Consider the following 22,671-nt stretch of genomic DNA (forward strand, 5'->3'; position numbering starts at 1 on the left):
CTAAATGCCCCCTCAAACAAAGCTTAGGCTGAGCAGGCTGAAATATTGATACAACTGTAGCTCCTTTTGCACCTGCCCAAGCTTGAAATAAGCACCGGGGGACAAAAACTGAACCTGCAAAACGTAGCGCTTGATGCTTCGGAAAGCATCGGAATCCTCTGCGAGCGCCCCTGAAAGGTAAACGCCATGCTTTTCAGGGTTGAGCTGACACTGTTCGTAGGCCAGCATCAGGAAGTAAGTGATATCTTTTGCATGTTGCACCGGGTTGATGCTGAAGTACTGCAGGCTCCCGCCCTCGATCACGGTAACGCAGAAATAGCCCCCTTGGAGATGGCCAAAAAGTGCAGGCTGATGCGCAGCATACCCCATACGGCGCTGCCCCTCTATGAGCGCGCTGCCCAAATGGAATACCCGGCAACCGGGGAATGCCTTCCGCAAACTGACGTTCAACGAGGAGGGAAGCGGGTAGACCAGCTGTGCCCCAAATGCATCGATGCGGTTGTCCAGCACATCTGTGCCCTCTGCCAAGGCTGTAGTATGAGACAGGTACTGAGGGGCATGAGCTTTATTGAACAGGCGGGCTGGGACAATAGCCTGAGCAGGCGTAGCCACCCCCAGGGTGATCGCCCTAAAGGGGGAGCGCAGCAAGAGATCTGTGCCCGATACAGCCCGCACAGCCTCCGGGGAGAGCCCTGAGCTTGGCAGCCGGTACCGGCGCAGCACAAGCAATTCCTGCTGTGCAGACCATACCACATAATCAAAACTGCCCATCCCGGCCAGGATGGACAGTTCATAATTATTGGTGTTTCTTTTTTCGAAAGCAGGTGATATGATATCCGTGATTACCTCTCCCAATTGCCCGAAAGGTTTGGTGCGTTCATATTACCGAACTTGAGGAAGCTCTTAGGATCGTATCCGCTGTCGTAGCGCGCAAAGCGAGGATCTTTGAACGCCCCCATGAATGCTTCACGGCGGACGCCCACCTCTACAACGGGCACGATAGTGCTCTGATAAGAAATTGTGTCAGCTTTGATTTCGAACGCCTGCCCACCGCTGTAGGGCACATACTTCAGAGAATCGAGCGACATGCCGAGCACCGTCCGGATAGAATCATAAGCCGGCAGGTAAGTGGTATCGTAAATGATCTCGCCAGTAAAGTTGGGGTCATCCGGGTCACCGATTACCTTGATAATAGCAAAGCTATCCGTTTTCAACACCTGTGAAAGGGTATCGAAAGATGAGGCGAACTCGCCCTTGATGTTCCGATAAGCCTCCTGTGCGGTACGGATTTTCATCAGACGGTCTACCACAGCGCGCTCGCGTTTTTCTTTTTCAGCCTTAAAAGCAATAGGCTCCTGAATGCTGCTAACAAGCACGTAGACCAAACCTACTACGATAGCGGCTAGAATCAAGTTAATAACTATTCTCATTTTTCGGTTTGTTTTGACGCAAGTATAAATAATTTCTCGTGAAAAACTGCCATCCTCAGCGGGGCATTTTCCCCCTCCGCCACCACCCCAGCGCTTTATTGAGGCACAGGCAGAAGAAGACCGCCAACAGGGGGAGCGCCCTGATTACGGTAGGCAAGATAAAACAAACCCAGCATTTTCTATGCCTCTAACTTGCTATTTTAAAGGTGCCGTTGCAGGCTGCCCCAGCTTCCACCTCCAATCGGGAAGCAGATACCTCCCCGTCAACCCGGGCAGTGGCCGTGAGCTGAAGCAGGCCGCTGACCTCCAAATTGCCTTGTATATGCCCAGATATTATCGCCGTGCCTGCGGTTACGTTCCCGGCAATCACCCCGTTTGGGCCCAGCACCAAGCGCTGCTCCCCTTTCAGGTCTCCTTGCAGCTTGCCATCCAAGCGGATGTTCTCTCTGCATTGCAGATCGCCCTGTATGGCCGTGCCGGCCGAAATGATACAATTGCCCTCAGCAGCGCGCACAGCATCTGCTTCCAAGGCTTTGGCTTTTGTTTTTGCTTTGGCCATCATGTTGAAATCGGTCTTTTTGGTGTTGGTCAAGTAAAAGCCTCGTGGCTGGCCGCACGGAAGTTGCACGTTTGAAGGAAAAGCCTGTCCTTTGCGGTCCACAATTGAACGGAACGCCCAATGAGCATTACCTTACTCGCTATCGAATCTTCCTGTGACGACACCTCCGCCGCTGTCCTGCGCGACGGCGAAGTGCTCAGCAACTGCGTAGCCAACCAAGAGGCTCACCGTTTATACGGAGGGGTAGTGCCAGAGGTTGCGTCCCGCGCCCATCAGGTCAATATTATCCCCGTAGTAGACTTGGCGCTGAAAGATGCCGGAGTGGATAAATCTGAGCTGAGCGCCATCGCTTTTACCCGGGGGCCAGGCCTGTTAGGCTCCCTCATTGTCGGCGTTTCTTTTGCCAAAGCACTGGGGCTGAGCCTCAATATCCCGCTTATTGAAGTGCACCACATGCAGGCGCACATCCTGGCCCACTTTGCAGAAGACCCCAAGCCTGCTTTCCCTTTCCTTTGCCTGACCGTCTCTGGCGGGCATACTCAGATCGTTCAGGTCAACAGCCCTTTTGATATGGCAGTGCTAGGGCAGACCATTGACGATGCCGCCGGCGAAGCTTTTGACAAAACCGGGAAAATGCTAGGGCTGCCCTACCCTTCCGGGCCGGTCATCGATCAGCTCGCCCAAAAAGGAACGCCTAAGTTCGATTTCCCAGAGCCCCGTATCCCAGGGCTGGACTTCAGCTTCAGCGGGCTAAAGACGGCCATCCTTTATTACTTGCAGAAACAGGTACGGGCTGAGCCCGATTTTGTAAAAGACAACCTCAACGACATCTGCGCTTCCGTACAGGAGCGCATTGTGACCATCCTCCTGAAAAAGCTGCGCAAAGCGAGCCGGCAGACTGGCATCAAGGAAATTGCGATTGCAGGCGGGGTCTCGGCCAACTCCGGGCTGAGGGCAGGGCTGAAGGCCATGGGGGGAAAGGAAGGCTGGAACACCTATATCCCGGCCTTTGAGTATTGTACCGATAATGCAGGGATGATTGCGGTAGCCGCCTACTACAAATATCTAAACGGGGATTTCACAAGCCAATCCGTTCAGCCCGCTGCCCGCCTGCCCCAATCTTGAAAATGTACGAGCCCTACTTCTCTGCCCCTACACAATGTGAGGGGGCCTGCCCCTGCCCAACGGCAGGTGCCGCTATGCTCCGGGGCTCGCTATCCGCTCGGCCCTATCGGGCTTGACACCCCTCCGCAGCGCTAGGCCGGCGCTGCCACAAATCCAAATAGCCCGGGGTGGTGCCGCTCCGGGCTATTCCCTATACCATTCGCAGCGCCTAAAAATCATTAATGACCTTCTGCTTCAATTGTTGAAACTCCTCCTCCGAAATCACCCCGGCGTCCCGCAGCTGTGCCAATTCCCGCAAGCGGGCCAGAGAATCGGTGCCCGATGAGCCCGTAGCCTTATTGCCTTCAACCGGCCCTTCCGCAGCCGTTTCAGCTGCTTTGGCCGCTTCAGCCTCGGCTTTGGCTTTATCGTCCTTGCGCAGCTGCTCGGCAACTTTTTTGCCTTTCTCGAACTGCTCCTTGTACATCTTCTTCAAGCGGGCGGGGTCAAAATCTAGAATGGTGCCGCCGGACTCAAAATGGCGCTTAAAAACCTGCCCCAAAGCATAAGTGGACGCGCCAGCAAAAATCGAGACCGTTACGCCGCCCACTACCGAGCCCAAACCAGGGATAAGCTTGACGATGCTGCCGGCGCCCAAACGGGCAAGGGTCGTGCTCGTGAGGGAGGTCACAATGGCTTTGCCCTGCGTCTCCGAAAAATCAAGGTCGTAAGCACGGCACATCTGCCGGATCATATCTAGTTGCAAAGCGCTGACTGCGAAGATATCTGCAATCAATATCGGGATAAAACCTGCCCCCATAGACCACACGACGTGGTTGCGGATGATGGTCTCCGCATGTTGGCTCCTTGGGCTGTTAGAATCGCTCATGACAATCTTTTTTACAGTTTGGGCACTTTTGAGTACCTGCATAATCTTCTTTTGGTCCATGCTCGCAATGATATCGGAATCTGGTACAATTTGACGCTTTTTTCGACAACACGGCTATTTTCTAGGCTGAACGGCAACGCCCATAGCCGTCAGCGGAGCAGGGTCACCGTACCCGTTGCCCGCCTGCGCTCTCCGTTCAGGAAAGTCAGGTCTGCGATCCAAGTATATGCCCCTTGTGGCAAAGGCTCCCCTTTGTAAGTGCCATCCCAAGCCCCTGCCGGCTGATTGCCCCTCACTTCCTCTGAATGCCAAACCTGCTCCCCATAAGGAGCGTATACCCGTATCGTGATGGCATCTACCCCTATCCCTACAGGTTTGAAAACGCGGACATCACCCGCCCCATAGTCAGGGGAGAAAGCGTTGGGCGCATGAAAAGTATTGATCCACTCTGGCTGCAGAAAGATAGTGGTATCATGCTGGCAAAGGAACACCCCGCCATTATCATTGTAGGCCGTAAGCGTTACGGGCAGGCGGTCATTAAAATTAAATTCGTGCAAAGGCTCAAAGGCTGTAGTCGTAAAGCCATCCCCAAAATCCCATAAGAAGCGGTTGGCCTGCCTGCTGTAATTGAAAAACAAAACCTCCCCCAGCCGGCTCTCGAGCGGGTCAATCGTATAATCAAAATCAGCAGTCGGGCTGGGATAGACGGTCAGCGCATCGGCCAGCTGCAGGGTATCGCGGCAGGCTTCATTATAAATCGCCACCAGGGTAACGTCATACTGCCCGGGCTCTGGCAGGACAAAGCTTGGCCGGTCTACCGTAAACGGCGGGCGGGACTCAATGAGCCAAACGTACTCGGCAGCTTGCTCGGATAAGTTGTCTATCTCCACATAAAGCGGCTCGCACCCTTGTGTATCGGAAAAGGCAAGAGCGGCTTCCGGCCGCCCAAGGATATCCACTTCCTGCACTAAGGTATCGAGGCAGCCAAACTCGTTCTCTACAATGAGCCCTACAGAGAAGGCACCGGGAGAAGTATAGGTGAACAAAGGCGAGGTGCCAGCAGAAGTGCTGCCTTCTCCAAAAGACCAACGGTTATCAATATTCCCAGTTGAGGTGTTCTCGAAAAGCACGCTCCGGGGCACTCCGCATGCTTCTGGCTGCTCAAAAACAAAGCCCGCAACCGGAGCCGGATAGACGGTTACCGTTTCGACAAGGGTATCGGCAGGGCACCCGTTGAAAGAAAGGGCCACCAAACGCACCGCATAGCTCCCAGCCTCGCCAAAGGTCTGGGCAGGAGATACCTGCGTACTGCTGTTGCCGTTGCCAAAATCCCAGCTGTAAGTATCTGCCCATTGTGATGCATTCTCAAAATCAACAGCCAGCCCCTGGCAGCCCGCGTCAGGCCCAAATGCAAACCCGGCAACCGGGCTGTTGAGCACCTCTATCTCCCGGGCAGAGGTATCCCGGCAACCATTGGCACTGATAGCGGTCAGCTCGATGATGGAAGCCCCCGCCTCGGGCAGGCTGGAAATGGGCGCTACCAGCGTGCTCATCTCCCCAAAAATATCCCATTCGTATGCCACTGCGCCCTCAGACTGATTTTGCAGGAAGAGGGTATCCACCCCAAGGCAATACAACTGCTCGGGGATGAAGAAACTGCTGACCGGGTCCGGGTGGACCGTGATGTTGAAAAAGGTAGTATCGCCAAAACAGCCGAGCTCATCCGTTACGGACAGGCGCACCGGATATTGCCCGGGCGCTTCAAACGTGTGCACAGGCTCGGCCTCAAAGCTGGCAGAGGTCCCGTCCATGAAATCCCAGACAAAGTTGAGCGCCCCCTCCCCTTGGCTCGTATTCGCAAAAGCCACACTGAGCGGGCTACAGCCACTGACCTGCGAAGGGGCAAAAGCAGCTTGTGGACGGCCTAAAATAGTAATGGTTTCTGTCCGTGTAGCCGGGCAATTGTCCGCCAGGCTGTAAACCGTCAGGCTGACCGTGTACTGCCCCGCCGAATCGTAGGCAGCCTCAGGGGCCGGCAGCGTGCTGTTCTGGCCGTTGCCAAAATCCCAAAAAACCCCGCCTACGTCAGGTGTAGCGTGGGCAAAAGCTACCACCTCGCCCATACAGGCCGTAGCAGGCAAGGACATCACAGGCTCTGGCGCAGGAAGTACCTCGATGAAAGCCGTATCGGTATCCTGGCCACAGCCGCTGGCATAAAGCACGATCGTATGGAGGCCAGGCTCTTGCAGTACAACTACCGGGTTGGGCTGTTCGCTCCCGCTTATGGCCCCAGAAGGCGCAATGACCTGCCAGCTGTTCCGTGCCCCCGGAGTGGAAAAGTTTTGCAACTGCACCTCCAACGGAGAACAGCCGCTCAGCGTATCCAACTGAATGAAAGCATCAATATCAGGAGGGAAAACCGTTATGTCCTGCCATACGGTATCTACACCGCATTCATTCTCGGCCACCAGCCGCACTTCATATACGCTCACGGCAGTATCCGGGGTAGTATACAGCTGTGGCGGGGGCAAGCTGTCAGATACAGACAAGCCATTGCCCATTTGCCATTGATAGCTGTCGGCATTGCCTACGGTAGCATTAGCAAAAGAAACCTCTAGCGGAGAACACCCCTCGTCTTCGCTTATACCGAAAGAGGCCTGCGGATAGGGATGTACCAAGATTTGCGCCATTTGTGTGTCCGGGCCACAAAAGTTGGACACCGTCAAGATGAGGTCAAAGATAGAATCTGTGGTGATGCTGTCCAAAACGAGCCCGCTCAGCTGAGGGCCGAAAAGCGTGTCGCCTTCCAACTGCCAAAACTGCTGTATGCTGTCCCCATAACTGGTATTGACAAGCGATACCCCGAATGGGGCACAGCCCTCTGTTTCGGCTAAGGCAAATTCAGCTACAGGCGGGGTGGTAATATAGAGCACCGTGTCCTTTTGAGCTTCACACCCAAATGCAGAAGTAACGCCCAACGTGACGGTGTACGTGCCGGGAGTGGAATAACTATACCCTGGAGAAGCTTCCGAGCTTTGCCCTCCGTCCCCAAAATCCCAACTGTAACTACTGGCCAGGGCCGATCCGTCCTGAAAGGTAAAGGCAGAACCAATACAAGGCGAGCCATCTATACTGAAGCCGGCCTGTGGCAGTGGGGCGACAAAGACTTCAGCCTGCTGCACCACCTCGCAGTTGTTGCCGTCTACATAGGTATACGTTATGGCATTGGGCCCGGCCTCTGCCTGCTCAGGGTCAAAAGCCCCACTTGCAGTCACCCCTCCCCCAGACCAAACGCCAGTGCCCGGGCTGGCGAACAGCTGCTGTATACCTGCATCAACACAATAGGAGGTGTCCGGAAAAAGGACGGCCTCTGAGTCCACCACTTCCACCGTGATGGTATCGCTGTCTGTGCAGGCGCCGTTGTCGATCACGTACACTAAGCTGTACACCCCTGCCGGAACGCTGCCCGGGTCAAACACCCCATCGGCCGGATCTGAAATCCCAGGCCCCACCCATTGCCCCTCGTCCGCATTCACCTGCAAATTGACAGGCCCTGAGCCAGAACATAGCGGCTCATCTATGGGCACCGCTTCCACTTCTACTGCCGCCTGAACAGAAAGGGATACCGTATCGGCAGCAGTGCCACAAGTACCGGATACCAAAACGGCCAGCTCCCTGCTCCCAGGCCCATTGAGCACAATATCGCCGGGCAGGGAATCTGTTGAAAAGCAGTCCCCCTCATCCAGATAAAACCAGCAGTAGGTCAGCCCCGTGCCAGAGTAGCCAGGATCGGGCTGAACAGCCAGGGATTCACAACCCGTCGGGACATCCTGCAGGGTTACTGCTACATCAGGCTCAATAACCACTTCCACTGCCGCTTCGTTTTCGCATGCACCTGCCCCAGTGCTGTAGGTAAAAGTATAAGTGCCCGGCGTAAGGGCCCCGGGCGAGAGCACCCCACTTTCTGAAATGGCATTGCCGGGCCCCGACCAAATGCCGCCGGCTGGGCCGGCCTGCAGCTGCACATCGGGGCTGCTTTGGCAGAGGGCAGACGGGTTGTTGCCCAGTGTTATGGCCTCCGTGCCAGCCACCGTAATGGGCACGGCGTCAGAGACGTCATCGCAGGGCCCGCCCACCGAGAGGGATACTTCACCGCTTTCATAAAAAACCACTGAACCGAAGTCTTCAGTATCAGCAGAGGGGATGTCCCCATTCGTGAATAACCAAGTGTAGGTATTGATATCGCCAGCAGCCTCGTACCCCAGCGTGCTCAAGGTAACGACAGCTGAGTCGCAGAAAACTTCCGGGGCGTTCAAATTCACGAAAGGAAGGTCGTATACAGGCAATGTCAAGGATGCCATATCGCTGCCACAGGCATTTTGCGCAGTAATGCCAATTTCAAATAGCCCAGGCTGCAATAGGCTGATGACAATCTCATCAGAGAACACCGTCATGAGGCTATCCTGGAAAACCCAATTGGCCGTATCATTGGGGAAGATGCTCCAGACGGAGGCCGTCAGCAGCTGATCGTTGAGGTTGGCCAGGGAAAGGGAAGCAGGCGCACAAAGGGAATCGCCCTGCGCCAGCCCAGTCTCAAAGGCCGCCACAGGGGGCTCGACAATAGAAACCGACTGTGTATACGAATCCGAAGCGCACTCATTGGCAACAGATAGCGAAATGGTATAGGGCCCCGTATCCGGGTAAACATAGTTGGGGTTTTCCTCCGTAGAGGTGAAACCATTGCCAAAATCCCAGCTGTAGGTGTCCGCATTGCAAGAAGCGTTCTGTACGCCCAGCTCGTCATCCTGGCAAAGGGCGTTTTCAGCATCAAATTGTGCCAACGGGCGGTGCACAACCCCCACCGGCTGCCTCGTATTGTGGCAGCTGATGCCCGTGCCACACTCCCGATAGACCGTGAGGCAGATGAAGAAGTTGGTCTTGTCGTCCTCACAGACCAGGCTGTCCGGGATATTGTAAGTATGAGAAATGCTCTCTGTAGTGAAAGTCGTATCCAGGGTGCCATCGCCCCAATCCCAAACAAAGTAATCGTAATCGACTGCCGGGGAAGTGTTCAGCACCGTGAACTCAAACCCATCGCACACTACCGTCTGATCGCCTGCGATGGTGTAAGAAGAGATGATGTCGCCGCACTCATCCTCTAGGCAGTCACAGCTCTGCCCGAAAGCGGGCAGGCTCAGGCCAGTGAGCAAGATGCAAAAGAGATGATACTGTTTCATAATAGCATGGAGGTTAGGCGGGGTTAGTACCAGATGTTTTCAAAAAGTTTTTGGCGGGAGGATGCCCGCATCGCAGGGCAGGGCATTTGCTGCCCAGGGCCACCGCCCGGGCGCCCCATGATACGGCAGCCGGGGCTGCTGAGCAGGTGGAAGGAGAGCGTAAACTCATACAGCGCCCCCACAGCATTGCGCAAGCCTGTGAAGTTGTTGGAATAGGCAAAGCCCAAGTCTACCCGCTGATTGCTGCTGCTGCCGAAGACCGTGCCGGCCTCCGCAGTGAAAGTAAACCAATTGGTATGAAAGCCATCTGCTGCAGGCCGCCCATTGAAATGATAAAAAATGCCCAGCCCCAGCGCCCGGTTGAGGCTAAAGCGGGCACCGGCCTCCACATAGCTGAGGCGGCCGCCAGGCCGCCATAAGTCTTCCCCCTGCCGCTCCATCAGCAGCAGCGGGCGGATACTGAAAAAGGAACGGCGGCTCGCATAAGGGATAAACTCTGCTTCCACAAAAGCAGAAAAACGAGCGGGTATGCGCGCGCCAAAACCCAATACAGACTCCTCATTGCCAAAAATATCCTCGCCCAGAGAGTACGCATTATGCAGGCTGACACCGGCAGCAAGGCTCGTCGCCTGCCTAGCGCCAGCATTCAATAGGGCCTTGTAGGCCAGCCCCAGAGAAGGTGTGAAGAACACCCGGGACTCCCCCCCATTGGGGGGCGTGAAGGAGGTGCCAAAAATATTGCCGTACTTGGCATCCAGCTGATCCGAAAAGACTAGCCGGCTGAAGTCGATCCGCTTTTGGGACCACCCCAACGCAGCGCCCACACGGATGTTGTGCACACTATTCGGCCCAACAAAAGGCAATGTGCCCGCAAATTTCAGCGCCCCATCCAGCGTCTGAAACCGCCCATCCCCCTCCTCATCAAAGCCCAGCTGCAGCCCGTAGTCTAAGATGCTACAAGGCAGGCTCTCCTCTACATTGATACGGGCCGAACGGAAATTCGCCACCCGGGCCGAAGCCCATTGGGACTTCACCTTGAAATCTGCAGAAAGAGCGCCCCGGTGCCCTGTCAGGGCAGGGTTGAACACCGATTGGTTGCCAAAAAAGTGAAGGGAAAAAGGATCCTGCCCAAAAAGAATGGCAGAGGGCCATAATAAGAGCAGAAGTGCAAGTGTTTGTTTGTGCATGAGGCCAGGGGTTTAGGAATTAAAATTCAATATCGCAATTATCTGCCGGCTGCCCAAAAACTTGGCACATTTAGGCTGCGCTGGCCCCAAAACGGCTGCTGTTCATCTATTGGCTTACAGCAAGCACCCTCCTGCCTGTTACCTTAGCGCTTGAGCACAAGCCATATAGCTTCGTTGTGGGGCCTCCCCCTGCCTGACGGCAGGCGGCGCTACGCTGCGGGGCTCGCTATCCGCTCGGCCCTGCGGGCTTCCACCCCTTCGCATCGCTAGGCCGGCGCCATAGCGAATTGCCCCTGTGCAGTTGCAAAGCAATTTGTAAGAAGTATATTTGCAGGCGGCCGGGAGCAACGGCTAAACATCAACTGGCTTGCGCAGTGCGCAGGCCGCTAATCATTATTTATGGGATTTCTCGTTTTTCTGATGCTGGGCTACCTATTGTTGAGCGCCAGTTTGTTTTTCCTCTTCCCGAAAGCCGGAGAAGAAGGCTGGAAAGGGCTCGTGCCCGGGCTGAACTTCATTGTCCTTGCCCAATTGGTGGGCCGCAAACCTGCCCATGCCGTATGGATGCTCTTCCCTGTGGTCAACATCTTCATCTACGCCGGCCTGATGATAGACATGGCCCGCTCTTTCCGCCACTATGGCTATTGGGACAGTGTGCTCGCAGTGCTCTTTGCGCCTTTCTATTTCTTTTACCTCGCTTTCAAAGCAGATGAAACTTACGACGGCCCGGCACTGGCCAAGGAAGCTGCTTTCAAAGCTGAGCTGGAAGAGGCTCAAGCTAGCAATCAGACGCGCAAGTACAATAAGCTCATGGCCAGCAACCCCTACAAAAAAGGGCCGGTCAGGGAGTGGGTAGAAGCCATCACCTTCGCTGTGTTTGCCGCTGCTTTCATCCGTATGTTCCTCATTGAGGCCTACGTCATCCCTACTTCCTCTATGGAAGGCTCCCTGCTTGTGGGCGACTTCCTCTTTGTCAGCAAAGCCCACTATGGCATACGCACCCCTGAGACGATCGCCATGATCCCACTATTGCACAACCGTGCACCGATAGTAGACGCAGAGTCTTACCTGGAGAAGCCTAGCCTACCCTATTACCGGTTGCCTGCACTTGAGGCCATAGACCGCAACGACCCTATCGTTTTCAATTATCCGGAAGGGGACAGCGTCTACATCTTCCCCAACCGTACCTGGAGCATACACGATTACCGGAGGGGGGCTATCCCGCCGCGCTATGCCCAACAAATAAAAAGCGGCGCCAAAAAACTGGTGACCCGCCCTATGGACAAAAAAGACCACTATATCAAACGCGCTATCGGCATACCCGGGGACAGCGTCTCTATCCGCGACCGGCAGGTCTTCATCAACGGGAAGCCCGCAGACAACCCCGAGCACCTGCAGTTCATGTACTTGGTCAGCTTCCCAAACGCACAGATCAACACCCAGCCCTTTAGCGACTGGGGCATTTCTTCCGAAGACGTCATCGCACAGCAGGGCAACAATGCGTTCATCATCGTCTTGTCCAATGAGCAAAAAGAGAAAGTGCAGGCCATGGATGCAGGCATTGCTATCGAGCCTTTTGACGTCAGCAAATTCGATAACAACCCGGAAAAGCTATTCCCTCACGACTCCGCTCACTTCCCAGGTTGGACGGTAGACAACTACGGCCCGGTCTATGTGCCCAAAAAAGGGGCTACGGTCGCTATCAGCCCGGAGAACATCGCCCTCTACGAGAGGGTCATCAGTGCTTATGAGGGCAACGACCTCTCCGTTAAAAATGGCCAGGTGTTCATCAACGGGGAGGCTGCAGATTCCTACACCTTCCAGATGGACTACTATTGGGCCATGGGCGACAACAGGCACAACTCAGAAGACAGCCGGGTCTGGGGCTTTGTCCCCGAAGACCACATGGTCGGCAAGCCCATTATCATCTGGTTCTCTACCAAAGAGGGCAGTATGGCTAATGGCATCCGCTGGGAGCGGTTGTTCAAGTACGTCGGCAACCTCAAATAACCTCACTGGGCCAAAGCCCGACATCAGCCTGCTGGGACCTACTCTTTGCTCAGCAGGCTGATTTTATTTTGGGGCTATAGCACCCAAAGAACACCAAATGCCACTGATAGGCTGAACAACTATGCCCAAGTTCTTCTTACTTTAGTAGTTTTGTTGCGGGCCTCCCCCACCAGAATGGCACAAAAGCCCAAACGCCGCCCCATCTATGGTAGAAGCATTTATTGAAAACCCCGTACTTCTTCTTTTTATCGTAGCTGGCATAGGCTACGGAGTCGGCAGCATCCGCATCCGGGGCAGCAACTTGGGCGTCGCAGCAGTCCTTTTTGTCGGGCTGGCATTTGGCGGGCTGAGCCCTGACCTTCACATACCGGATATCATCATCTTCCTGGGGCTGGCCATCTTTGTATACACCATAGGGCTGAGCAGCGGGCCGAGCTTTTTTTCTACCTTCCAGCAGCGGGGCTCTAGAGACATATTGTTTGTCATCCTCATGCTGACTTTCTCAGCCAGTGCCGCTTTCGGGCTACACTACCTCTTTGGTTTTGAGGCTAGCACCACTGCTGGCATCTACGCTGGCAGTACCACCAATACTCCAGCTCTAGCTGGCTTATTGGATGCCATCACCAACCTTGGCATGGAGCCAGCCCAAGCCAAACTGCTGAGCGAGCGTGCTGTAGTAGGCTACTCCCTTTCTTACCCTATGGGCGTCCTTGGGGTCATGGTGGCCATCAACCTGATGCGGCGGCTACTGCGCATTGATTTCCGGAAGGAGGAGCAAGCGCTAAAAGCGGAGTACCCCGTTAGGCAAACCGTGACCAGCCGCACCCTGGAAGTCAAAACCGCTGAAGCAACAGGCTTAGCATTACGGGACTTTAAGCGCAAGTACCAGGTGAACGCCGTATTCGGCCGGCTACAGCGTGGGGAAGAAACCCTGCTGACCAACCCGGATACCATATTACAGGCTGGAGATCAGCTGGCGGTAGTGGCAGACATAGAAGAGATCGAACGCCTTTCGCCCATCATTGGGCCGATACTGCCCTTCCGCCTGTCTTACGACCGCTCGGAATATGATACCCGGCGCTTCTTTGTCTCCAACCCTGATATCGCGGGCGAGCGGCTGTCTACCCTCAACCTGAACGAGCGCTTTGCTGCCATCATCACCCGGGTAAGGCGGGGCGATATCGACCTCCTGGCCAACTCCAAGACTGTGCTCGAGCTGGGAGACCGGGTACGGTTTGTGGCCCGGCGGCAGGATATCCCAAGGATTTCCCAGCTATTTGGCGACTCCTACGATGCCCTTAGCCGGATCAACCTGCTCTCCTTTGGATTGGGGATGGCCCTGGGGCTGCTGCTTGGCATGATCACCTTTGAGCTTCCCGGCGGCGTATCCTTTAAATTGGGCTATGCCGGCGGCCCCATCATCGTAGCGCTTGTGCTGGGTGCTTTGCGGCGTACCGGCCCGGTGGTATGGACATTGCCCTACGGTGCCAACCTTACCCTTCGGCAAATTGGGCTCATCCTGTTATTGGCCGGCGTAGGCGTCAATTCAGGGCATACTTTTGTAGATACCGTGTCAAGAGGCGGAGGCGGCATCATCTTCCTGGCAGGCACCATCATCAGTTTCCTGACGGCAGTAGCCACCCTTTTCATTGGGTACAAAGTGCTCAAAATCCCGTTCAGTTTCCTGATGGGCATGGTCGGCAGCCAGCCTGCCATACTCGATTTCGCACTAGAAAAAGCAGGTAACAAACTGCCCAACGTGGGCTTCACCCTTATGCTGCCCATCTCCTTGGTGATAAAAATCGTCTACGTTCAATTCCTGTTCGCCCTGCTGAGGTAATCGGCAAGGGATTCCTTACCTTCGGTAGACCAACAAAAAAAGCTATGGATTTTACTGGAAAGCGCGTACTGATAACCGGTGGCTCCCGCGGCATTGGCCGGGCAGCGGCTGTGGCTTTTGCCCGCGCAGGAGCACGGGTCGCCATCAACTTCCACTCCAACAAGGAGGCTGCAGAGGAAGCCATCAAAGCTATGCCCGGGAACGGGCACTTCGCTGTCCGGGCAGACATCAGCAAGCCCGATGCCGTATTCCGAATGGTCGGTGCTGTTGCTGAAGAGCTCGGAGGGATCGACATCTTGGTCAATAATGCCGGGGTCTTTTTTCCTCATCCAGTTGCACAGAGCGATTATGCCGCCTGGCAGGAGAGCTGGTCCCAAACCATCGGCATCAACCTCATGGGCGCTGCACATACCAGTTATTGCGTAGCCCGGCAGATGATGGGGCAGGGCATGCCTGGAAAAATCCTGTTTGTCTCTTCCCGGGGGGCATTCCGGGGCGAGCCCGAACATACCGCCTACGGAGCTTCCAAAGCTGGCATGAATGCCTTGGCGCAGTCTCTGGCACAGGAACTCGCCCCCTACCATATTTTTGTGGGGGCAGTAGCCCCAGGTTTTGTAGAAACCGATATGGCAGCTCATGTGCTCGACGGCGAGGGCGGGGCAGCTGTAAAAGCACAAAGCCCTACCGGCAGGGTAGCACGTCCGGAGGAGATCGCCCACTGTATCCTTTTCCTCGCTACAGAAGGGGCAGCCTACGCTACCGGCTGCATCCTAGATGTCAACGGGGCTTCTTACTTACGCTAAACCTGAAAATCCAATGACTACCATAAGGCCCGCAGAAAGGACAGACCTCCCTGCCATCCATCAACTGGTCAGAGCATTGGCCCGCTACGAAAAGGCAGAAGGCGAGTTCGTCGCTACACTGGAAGACTACTATGCTCACTTTGACGAAGGCGTGTTCCAGGCTCTCGTAGCCGAGCAGAACGGAAGCATAGCCGGCATGGCGCTGTACTACATGACCTATTCCACTTGGAAGGGGAAAATGCTCTACCTCGAAGACTTCGTGGTAGCGGAGCCTTTCCGCAGGCAGGGCATAGGGGGCCAACTTTTCGACGCCTTCCTTTCGGAAGCACGCCGGCGGGGCTGTGCCCTAGCTAAATGGCAGGTGCTGGACTGGAATGCCCCTGCTGTTGAATTTTATAAAAAAAAGGGCGCCATCATTGAGCAGGGGTGGTGGAACGGGAAAATATTCTTGTAAAAACGCCGTTTTTTACTCAACTTTGGAAGGTCTTCTAAGAGGTCAAAGTACGCTATCCCGATACCGCTCAAGCCTGTGCCCGATTTCACCCATACTCCACTGTTAAAAATTAATGAATAGTGTTTCATAGTGTAAGGGGTGGCCACGCAAGTGGTTGCTCCTTTCCTTTTGTAGGGCTACCGCTCGCCTCATACAGCTGGCTAGGGCTGCCCGGGCAACAAGGGCTTCGATATTCATCTGTGCCAGCCCAGCCATGCTCGAGAAGGGGCATAGGGGGGGACAGCTATCCTTACAGATGGGGCAGGCCCCATCCTCAAAGCAAGCTGGGCAGGCTAAAACAAAACGACAATCTGGTTTGCGCCCCTTTATTGCCTTTGCCCATTCACCAATTGCGGCGGCCCCTGGCCTTCACTGACAGCCTATCCCGGCTGCCGGAAATACAAAGAAGCGCGGCCGGCCTGCATGTCCCCACCGTTGTGGCTCCAAAAATAAGTTTTCAGGACATCGCCGGGGGCCACTCCATCAGGAACAGCTATTGGGATGAGCAGCGGCCTGCCACTGCCGCCTCTTGGTGCCCAAACATTGATGTCTTCCCCTGCCCAATGATAAAGCTCGCCCCCACGCTGCCATTCTGCCACCCAGGTGCCGCACTGCCCGGCCGCGCAGCTCAGGCTGGCTCTGAGCCAGATCACCTCGGCCATGGCCTGGCTTGGGGACAGGGTGTCCCAAAAAGGTGGGCTGTAAGGCTGCTGCCCAGATACAGCAGTGCTTTCTGCAAGCTGCTCAGGGGGGCTCTGCATCAACCGGGGGGCTAAGCGCAGAAGCGCAATGCCGCCTTTTGAACCAACAGTATCTGCCCGGATGCCATACTTTAGCCAAGTAGACTGATGCTGCCCCCTTCTCCCAGGCCCAGACAACAGGAATGCCGTATCGGCCATAGCCATTGCCTCCGATAGCGCAGGCAGGCTATCTGGCAGCCATAGCTGCGGCACACCCTCTGCCGCATATTGGCCAGCAAGCGCCATACTGGAAAGCTCGCCTACTGCCGCTTTGCCCTCCTTTTCAACCCATACCCTGAGCAAGGTATGGTAATTGAGCTCAGGGCTGAGGACCTCCCCTCCCCAGCCGAAAGCATCACTCAGCACCCTCAGCGGCCTGCTGCTGAATACAAAAGCAGTATCCCTTCCCTGCAGCAGCTCCTCGGGCGTTGCATCTTGGGCATGCGCAATACCCTCTGCTGCAAGGAAATAAGTCAGCCCATGTGGCTCGCAGCCAATAATCCCAACGGGCGCGCCAGAAGGGGGCAAAAGCTGGCTCAGCCGGGACACTTCTGCCCGTGGCTGATAATGGGCTGAATAATACTGATAAAAAGCATCTTGGCTCCGCCCGCCCGTTTTGATATCCTCCATCAAACGCTTGTCCACCGCCTGCCGCTCTTGGAAACAAGTGGCCAGCACATAAGCTGCTAAGGCTAGCACGACCCCATAACGCCCTGCCCTGCCCCATTGTGCCGGCCAGGGCACGAGCCGCAAAGCTTGTTCGAGCAATAGCCCGCTAAGCAATGCAAATGCTGGAGCAAGCACAACAAAAACCCGTTGCGGGGCAGGGTTGCCAAAGGCAAAAGCCAACAAAAAAGGCATAGCCAATATCGATGCCAACAGCCAGGCTTCAGGTTTGCTTTTCTGGCGGAGACCGGCCCAGCCCCCCAGCAACAACAAGGGCAGCAGAAGCCATTTCCTTCCTATAAAGGCCAGGAATGCCCCACGCAGCGGATAGGTGAGCCGGTCTAGCTGAAAAGGGGAATAGGTCACGTACGGGTTACTGAACACCTGCCCAAAAACCGGGCTGTAAGCGAACAAGCCTAAAACAATGCCAACAACTGCCGCGCTCCCGCCCCAAAAAGCGGTGCGGCTGCCCCTGCCATCACGCCGCCAAAACGATAGGGCCAGCTCGCCAAACCAATACCCGCCCAGCCCAAGCAGCACATACAAATTGGAGGCTACTGTATAAAACAATAGCCCTCCGGCCAAAACCTGCAGCCACCAATACCGCCATGAGGGCCTGCGGCAAAAGCCCCATGCCCCGTACAACAATATGGACAAAAGGAACATGCTCAGCCCATACCCGCGCGCCTGCAGCACGAAATTCATAAAACCTGGCATGCCTGCCAGACATATGCCTGCAATCAGCCCAGCCCAATGCCCGGCATAACGCTTGCCTACAAAGTATACGGCCGATATGGCCAGGAAAGCATACAACAGATACAACTGCCGCAGCCAAATCGGATGAGACAACAACGCATCAAAACTTGCCACCCCGATTGTTGACAAATACAGCCGGTTGAGCAGGTTGAAAAAGATATGATTGTTCGGGACGTGGTAGTCAGTGGCTATCGTAGACAAGGGTTTCAAAGCGAAGTAACGCAGCGTATACAGCTCGTCATTCCAAAAATCTAACCACAAGTAGGGCTGTAAAAGGGCAAATGCCATAGCCAAAATGAAGAGCAGCTCGCCAACTGGCCGGAAAAGTGAACGCTTCATGCCCTTTTTACCTCAAAATAGCCATTTTGGGGGAACATGGCACCATCGGGCGGCGCGGATCACCCCACTCCTACAGTAAGCGCGGGATACCGCCCCTCGTCACAGCGGCCCTAGTGTTTGCCTAGCGGTTCAGAGGATGGAGCTGACCGGGCCAGCCGGTTTTGGCTCGATGCCCAATGATCCCTCAACGGCACCTGGCCTTCCTGACGGCTTCCCTCAGCCTGCACCTCGTGGTGGCCGCCTTGCTCATCGGCTGTTGCCTTTGCCCTTACCGGGCGGACTCAGGGCTTGTGCCCGTCAGGCCCGCGCTATGCCTGCACCCTATGAGAAAGGGCCGGCAGTAAACGGCCAGCCCTTTCTCAGCTTTGCACATTGCCCAGTTTGGGGCGTTTTGGTCAAGAAAATCAAGGATTCACCCCCACTTGCTGTACCAGCACGACCGGCTAGGTTCTGGCAAAGCCACTAGATTTGAGCGGGCATGAACCAACATGCCGCAGGCGTTTATGCTTTTCGGGCTTAAGGCACTAGCCTGGCATTGGCCTAGCGCTGCGAAGGGGTGGCCGAAGGCCAGACCCGACGCCTGTAGGGCGAGGGGCCGAGCGGACAGCGAGCCCCGCAGCATAGCGGCACCTGCCCTATGGCAGGGGCAGGCCCATCACGCGAAGCAAGCTGGGCAAGCAAAAAACGACAATCTAGCTTGCGCCCATTTGAGTTTAGGGGCTCAACTGAAAACCCAGTGAGGAAGCAAGTTCATAAAGTATGGATCTTCAACAGCAAAAGCTACAAACAAGCGCTTAATCCCGGTTGGGCTGAGGCGTAAGCCGCAGGTAAGGCTTCACCTCATTGAACCCTTTAGGGAACTTTTCCCGGGCAGCCTCGCTAGAAACCGAAGGGGAAATCACAACCTCATCCCCGTCCTCCCAGTCTACAGGAGTAGCTACGCTGTAGTTGTCCGTAAGCTGAAGGGAATCGATGACGCGCAGAATCTCATTGAAATTGCGCCCGGTAGAGGGCGGGTAGGTCAGCGTCAGGCGCACCTTCTTATTGGGGTCAATCACAAAAACCGACCGGACCGTGAACTTCTCATTGGCCTCAGGGTGGATCATATCATAAGCAACCGCCACCTGTTTGTCCTCATCGGCGATGATCGGGAAATTCATTTTGACAGACTGCGTCTCCTCTATATCCCCCACCCATTTCAGGTGTTCTGCTAAGGGGTCTACAGAAAGGGCAATGACCTTGACATTGCGTTTGGCGAACTCCCCTTTCAAGGCTGCAGTGCGGCCCAGCTCGGTGGTGCAGACTGGAGTGAAGTCTGCAGGGTGGGAGTACAAAACGCCCCAGCTATCGCCCAGCCATTCATGAAAATTGATCTCGCCTTCAGTGGTTTTGGCGGTAAAATTGGGAGCCTCTTCTCCTAGTCGTAAGGACATAATCGTTGGGAATTTAAAGTGATGAGTTTTATTCCATATAATTCAGATAGGAATAAAATGATATTTTCATCCTTTTTGTTCTCCTGCGGAGGCGAAATCTGTGCTGCTGCAGCAAAAAATATAGCTTGCCCTGTGCTCGGCCCAAAACCGAAGTGCCAAATCCCGGCATAAAACGCATAGGGCAAAAGAACTACCCCTAGAAATGCTCTGTGCCAGGCAGTGCCTGAAGCGGGCGGAAGCCAAACCCGTTGCGCCGCTGACGCCTCAGCCGGTACTTGCCGGCTTCCTGCAGCTCTGCCCTGCCTTCCAGGAAAGGCCTGGCCAGGCGGTCGATGGCCTGGTATTCAATCAGGAAGCCATCATGCCCATAGGTACTGTCGAACAGCTCCAACTGTGCCCGGGGGATATGGGCTGCGAGCAGCGCCTGCTCCTCTACCGGGAACAAAACATCGGAATGTATGCCGACCACGAGGGCGTCAGCAGTGATTCGCCTCAAGGCTTTCTCCACACCTCCCCTGCCCCGACCAAGGTCATGGCTGTCCATTGCCCGCCCAAGGGCAAGGTAGGACAGCGGGTCAAAGCGGCGCACGAGCTTTTGCCCCTGATACTGTTGATAGGAAGCCGCACGGAAGCCGGACAGCAGACCGGGGGCGGCCTCCTGTTGTGTGTTCTGGTAGGTCCGGTAATTGCGGTAAGAAAGCATAGCGATAGAACGGGCCGCAGCCAAGCCAGCAGCCCCAGCCTGAGGGCCTGCATCGTATAGGGTGGGGTCTGCCTGAAGCGCCATGCGCTGAGCCTCATTGAACGCAATGCCCCACGGGGAGTGGACAGCATTCGTAGCCAGCACACAAATGCTTTGGAAAAGGCCCGGGTCTGATACCGCCCATTCCAGCAGTTGCTGCCCGCCCATAGAGCCGCCTATGCCCATCCGGATCTGGCTGATGCCCAAATGCGCCTGCAGGTACTGATGCGCCTTTACCATATCCCGCACTGTGATGAGCGGGAAATCCTTGCCATAAGCCTGCCCGGTCTTGGGGTTCAGGCTCCTGGCATTGGTGCTCCCGTAACAGGAGCCCAGCATATTGGCACACACAATGAAATAGCGGCTAGGGTCAAGCAGTTTGCCCTTGCCAAACAGCCCTGCCCACCAGTCGTCTACAGCAGTATTGCCGGTAAGGGCATGAAAGACCCAGATTACATTATCCCGGCCGGGGGCCATTGCCCCAAAGGTCTCATAAGCAATGTTTACTACAGGGAGCGCCCCTCCCCCTTCGAGCTTCAGCCCGTCATTAATCTTTAAATACTCCAACATGCTGCCGCTTTAAAATGAAGTACGCTCCCCCCTTGGCGCTTGGTTGAACCTTTGCTAAATATCTGGGCCCGGCCCAGCGGGCCCCTGGAAAATCAAAGGGGATAAAAAACTGCGTACATAAATGGATTTATTGTCCCAAAAAGCGCTGCCACAGGCAGCTTTGGCAGGAATTGGCACCTTTCGCCAAGCGGCGCGGTTGCCAGGGTTTCTCAGAGCCTGTTCTCTCCACCCTTCTTAATAAAACCACTTCCTTAGAAGAGATTAAGACACAAAATTAAGCAAAAAAGGGGTAGGCTGCTACCCCCCTATGGTTTTTAACCCTTTATTAAACGGCCCAGCAAGCGCCGGCCATGGTACTCACGGGCTCCAATCCTGCGGTGCCAGCCGGCCAGGTTTTCCCGGGTCACCTTCCCAGCTGCGATGACGATGATGCCTTGGCCTGCAGCGGCCTGCATTTTCTGTATGGTAGCCGCCCCCTCCAGGGCACGGGGCTGAGCTCCTGAGGTCAGGATGTACCGTATGCCCTCTACCTGACTGAGCTGACGGGCTGCCGCAACTGGCTCTGATGCTTCGTCTATCGCTTTGTGAAAGGTGAAGGGGATGCCCGGCGCTTGGCTCGTCAGCGCTGACATGAACTCGAGGTCGGGATTGCCGTCTGGTTGTAGGGCGCCGGTAACGACCTCGTGCACCCCGGCGTCCAACATCTGCTGCAGGGCTGGCAGCAGAGCCTGTTTTTCGCTTATGCTGTAGCAAAAGCCCCCTCCCCGGGCACGCAACATGGCTTTGACAGGTATGCGTACTGCCGCCAAAACATCTTTGAGCAATGAGAAGGCGGGGGTCAGCCCGCCCAGATCAAGGCGGGAACAAAGCTCAAGCCGAGTAGCCCCTGCTGCCTCAGCTGCCAAAGCTTCCTCTAAAGTTTCCACACAGGCTTCGAGCTCTAGCCCAGGGGGCGCCCAAGCTGGATAAGGGTAAAGCGGGCGCATATCTGTCTTTTCCATATCTACTGAATCCCAACTTGAGAGAACCCGCCATCCACACGGATAGTCAGCCCGGTCAGGTAAGAAGATGCCGGCATGGCCAGAAAGGCGATTGTGCGGGCGACTTCTTCAGGGGTGCCTACTCTGCCTAACGGGGTGGCAGCGTTGATCTCGGCTACTTTCTCTGGTATCTTTAAGACCCGGTCTACCCGGGAAGTGGAAATAAACCAAGGGTTGACCGCATTGACGCGGATGTTGTCCGAGCCCCAATCTACCGCTAAGAATTGAGTCATACGGTCCATAGCAGCTTTGGACATGGCATAAATGCCCGTGGTCCACATCACGCCCGTTTGAGCAGCAATGGAGGAAACGTTGATGATGCTGCCCCCCGCGCCAGATTTGAGCAAAGGGTACAGGCGCTGACTAAGATCAAAAGCGGTGGCGACATTCACATGCATGACCTCCTGCAGATCCTCCGGTGTGGCTTCCAGGGTAGGCTTCCTTACGTTAGTGCCTACATTATTGACCAAGATATCCAGGTTGCCAAAACGCGATTGGACCGCTTCCACTGCCCGTTCCCGGCCGGCTGCCTCTGCTATATCAGCCACCATGCCGTAAGCCGGCCAGCCTTTCGCCTCCCAAGCTTGCTGATTCTCCCGGATCAGATCAGCAGAACGGGCCAGGAATATCACAGACGCCCCCAAGCGCAGCAGTTCTTCAGTTGCGGCTTTGCCTATGCCTTTGCTTGCGCCCGTTACCAAGGCCGTCTTCCCTTCCAGGCTCCAATGTTCCATATTGCTCATTTCATTCAGTTTTGAGAATCTGAAAAAGGAACAAGGCCAGTGCCGGGGATTGTTTACCCCAAGGAGCGATATCGCCCAAAAACTGCGGGG

The 22,671-nt window shown here is 55.4% G+C and carries 16 protein-coding genes and 1 riboswitch; of the genes, 5 read left to right on the plus strand and 11 right to left on the minus strand.

From position 1 onward, the window contains the following. Positions 1–12: 12 nt before the first annotated feature. From FRY97_RS02335 to FRY97_RS02345, 3 genes are all read right to left on the minus strand, one after another. Complete coding sequence (locus tag FRY97_RS02335) at positions 13–855, minus strand: DUF3822 family protein (RefSeq protein ID WP_147165812.1); 843 nt, start codon at positions 853–855, stop codon at positions 13–15. Further along, positions 843–1,430: a hypothetical protein gene (locus FRY97_RS02340; protein ID WP_147165813.1), complete on the minus strand. Its 588-nt coding sequence runs from the start codon at positions 1,428–1,430 to the stop codon at positions 843–845. Before FRY97_RS02340 ends, FRY97_RS02335 begins: the two co-directional genes overlap by 13 nt. Before the next feature lie 187 nt (positions 1,431–1,617). Then, positions 1,618–1,992: a bactofilin family protein gene (locus FRY97_RS02345; protein ID WP_147165814.1), complete on the minus strand. Its 375-nt coding sequence runs from the start codon at positions 1,990–1,992 to the stop codon at positions 1,618–1,620. Between the two features lie 117 nt (positions 1,993–2,109). Between FRY97_RS02345 and tsaD the strand changes: the two genes are divergently transcribed. Continuing rightward, entirely contained in the window at positions 2,110–3,114 is a 1,005-nt protein-coding gene (tsaD, locus tag FRY97_RS02350) for a tRNA (adenosine(37)-N6)-threonylcarbamoyltransferase complex transferase subunit TsaD (protein ID WP_147165815.1), read from the plus strand. 208 nt (positions 3,115–3,322) lie between these two features. On the opposite strand, the gene FRY97_RS02355 is transcribed toward tsaD, so the two are convergent. The 3 genes from FRY97_RS02355 to FRY97_RS02365 all read right to left on the minus strand — a co-directional run bounded on the left by FRY97_RS02355 (position 3,323) and on the right by FRY97_RS02365 (position 10,406). Next, a complete protein-coding gene (locus FRY97_RS02355; RefSeq protein ID WP_246141518.1) occupies positions 3,323–3,982 on the minus strand; it encodes a DUF697 domain-containing protein in 660 nt (219 codons plus the stop codon). A 149-nt stretch (positions 3,983–4,131) separates the two neighbouring features. Then, the gene (locus FRY97_RS02360) at positions 4,132–9,219 is read right to left on the minus strand and encodes a PKD domain-containing protein (RefSeq protein ID WP_147165817.1); all 5,088 of its coding nucleotides are present in this window, start codon (positions 9,217–9,219) and stop codon (positions 4,132–4,134) included. Between the two features lie 23 nt (positions 9,220–9,242). Continuing rightward, positions 9,243–10,406 carry a type IX secretion system membrane protein PorP/SprF gene (locus tag FRY97_RS02365; protein ID WP_147165818.1) on the minus strand — a complete coding sequence of 388 codons (1,164 nt, stop codon included), beginning with the start codon at positions 10,404–10,406 and terminating at the stop codon, positions 9,243–9,245. Between the two features lie 399 nt (positions 10,407–10,805). Here FRY97_RS02365 and FRY97_RS02370 point away from each other — a divergent pair, with 399 nt between their 5' ends. The 4 genes from FRY97_RS02370 to FRY97_RS02385 all read left to right on the plus strand — a co-directional run bounded on the left by FRY97_RS02370 (position 10,806) and on the right by FRY97_RS02385 (position 15,513). Then, a complete protein-coding gene (locus FRY97_RS02370) occupies positions 10,806–12,416 on the plus strand; it encodes a S26 family signal peptidase (protein ID WP_147165819.1) in 1,611 nt (536 codons plus the stop codon). 205 nt (positions 12,417–12,621) lie between these two features. After that, positions 12,622–14,256: an aspartate:alanine exchanger family transporter gene (locus tag FRY97_RS02375; RefSeq protein ID WP_147165820.1), complete on the plus strand. Its 1,635-nt coding sequence runs from the start codon at positions 12,622–12,624 to the stop codon at positions 14,254–14,256. A 44-nt stretch (positions 14,257–14,300) separates the two neighbouring features. Then, on the plus strand, positions 14,301–15,059 hold the full coding sequence (locus FRY97_RS02380) for an SDR family NAD(P)-dependent oxidoreductase (RefSeq protein WP_147165821.1): 759 nt from the start codon (positions 14,301–14,303) through the stop codon (positions 15,057–15,059). A 13-nt stretch (positions 15,060–15,072) separates the two neighbouring features. Beyond that, on the plus strand, positions 15,073–15,513 hold the full coding sequence (locus FRY97_RS02385; RefSeq protein ID WP_147165822.1) for a GNAT family N-acetyltransferase: 441 nt from the start codon (positions 15,073–15,075) through the stop codon (positions 15,511–15,513). Positions 15,514–15,932: 419 nt separating this feature from the next. On the opposite strand, the gene FRY97_RS02390 is transcribed toward FRY97_RS02385, so the two are convergent. The 5 genes from FRY97_RS02390 to FRY97_RS02415 all read right to left on the minus strand — a co-directional run bounded on the left by FRY97_RS02390 (position 15,933) and on the right by FRY97_RS02415 (position 22,581). Then, positions 15,933–18,053, minus strand: coding sequence for a glycosyltransferase family 39 protein (locus FRY97_RS02390; protein WP_147165823.1), 2,121 nt, complete (start codon positions 18,051–18,053; stop codon positions 15,933–15,935). A 794-nt stretch (positions 18,054–18,847) separates the two neighbouring features. Continuing rightward, positions 18,848–19,486, minus strand: coding sequence for a peroxiredoxin (locus tag FRY97_RS02400; protein ID WP_147165825.1), 639 nt, complete (start codon positions 19,484–19,486; stop codon positions 18,848–18,850). 196 nt (positions 19,487–19,682) lie between these two features. Then, a complete protein-coding gene (locus tag FRY97_RS02405; protein WP_147165826.1) occupies positions 19,683–20,798 on the minus strand; it encodes a homoserine O-acetyltransferase family protein in 1,116 nt (371 codons plus the stop codon). Between the two features lie 124 nt (positions 20,799–20,922). Then, positions 20,923–21,042: riboswitch (SAM riboswitch) on the minus strand. A gap of 70 nt (positions 21,043–21,112) precedes the next feature. Next, positions 21,113–21,799, minus strand: coding sequence for a copper homeostasis protein CutC (locus FRY97_RS02410; protein ID WP_147165827.1), 687 nt, complete (start codon positions 21,797–21,799; stop codon positions 21,113–21,115). 2 nt (positions 21,800–21,801) lie between these two features. Next, positions 21,802–22,581 (minus strand): SDR family oxidoreductase, encoded by a 780-nt coding sequence (locus FRY97_RS02415; protein WP_147165828.1) that lies wholly within the window; start codon positions 22,579–22,581, stop codon positions 21,802–21,804. Between the last annotated feature and the right edge of the window lie 90 nt (positions 22,582–22,671).

Origin of the sequence: Phaeodactylibacter luteus (genome assembly GCF_007993045.1) — a bacterium.
Taxonomy (GTDB): domain Bacteria; phylum Bacteroidota; class Bacteroidia; order Chitinophagales; family Saprospiraceae; genus Phaeodactylibacter; species Phaeodactylibacter luteus.

Bases quoted from the DNA above. Each gene is read 5' to 3' on its own strand.
- FRY97_RS02360 (WP_147165817.1), bottom strand. From the start codon at position 9,219: ATGAAACAGTATCATCTCTTTTGCATCTTGCTCACTGGCCTGAGCCTG.
- FRY97_RS02415 (WP_147165828.1), bottom strand. From the start codon at position 22,581: ATGAGCAATATGGAACATTGGAGCCTGGAAGGGAAGACGGCCTTGGTA.
- FRY97_RS02385 (WP_147165822.1), top strand. From the start codon at position 15,073: ATGACTACCATAAGGCCCGCAGAAAGGACAGACCTCCCTGCCATCCAT.
- FRY97_RS02370 (WP_147165819.1), top strand. From the start codon at position 10,806: ATGGGATTTCTCGTTTTTCTGATGCTGGGCTACCTATTGTTGAGCGCC.
- FRY97_RS02405 (WP_147165826.1), bottom strand. From the start codon at position 20,798: ATGTTGGAGTATTTAAAGATTAATGACGGGCTGAAGCTCGAAGGGGGA.
- FRY97_RS02345 (WP_147165814.1), bottom strand. From the start codon at position 1,992: ATGATGGCCAAAGCAAAAACAAAAGCCAAAGCCTTGGAAGCAGATGCT.
- FRY97_RS02365 (WP_147165818.1), bottom strand. From the start codon at position 10,406: ATGCACAAACAAACACTTGCACTTCTGCTCTTATTATGGCCCTCTGCC.
- FRY97_RS02390 (WP_147165823.1), bottom strand. From the start codon at position 18,053: ATGAAGCGTTCACTTTTCCGGCCAGTTGGCGAGCTGCTCTTCATTTTG.
- tsaD (WP_147165815.1), top strand. From the start codon at position 2,110: ATGAGCATTACCTTACTCGCTATCGAATCTTCCTGTGACGACACCTCC.
- FRY97_RS02375 (WP_147165820.1), top strand. From the start codon at position 12,622: ATGGTAGAAGCATTTATTGAAAACCCCGTACTTCTTCTTTTTATCGTA.
- FRY97_RS02340 (WP_147165813.1), bottom strand. From the start codon at position 1,430: ATGAGAATAGTTATTAACTTGATTCTAGCCGCTATCGTAGTAGGTTTG.
- FRY97_RS02380 (WP_147165821.1), top strand. From the start codon at position 14,301: ATGGATTTTACTGGAAAGCGCGTACTGATAACCGGTGGCTCCCGCGGC.
- FRY97_RS02400 (WP_147165825.1), bottom strand. From the start codon at position 19,486: ATGTCCTTACGACTAGGAGAAGAGGCTCCCAATTTTACCGCCAAAACC.
- FRY97_RS02355 (WP_246141518.1), bottom strand. From the start codon at position 3,982: ATGAGCGATTCTAACAGCCCAAGGAGCCAACATGCGGAGACCATCATC.
- FRY97_RS02410 (WP_147165827.1), bottom strand. From the start codon at position 21,799: ATGGAAAAGACAGATATGCGCCCGCTTTACCCTTATCCAGCTTGGGCG.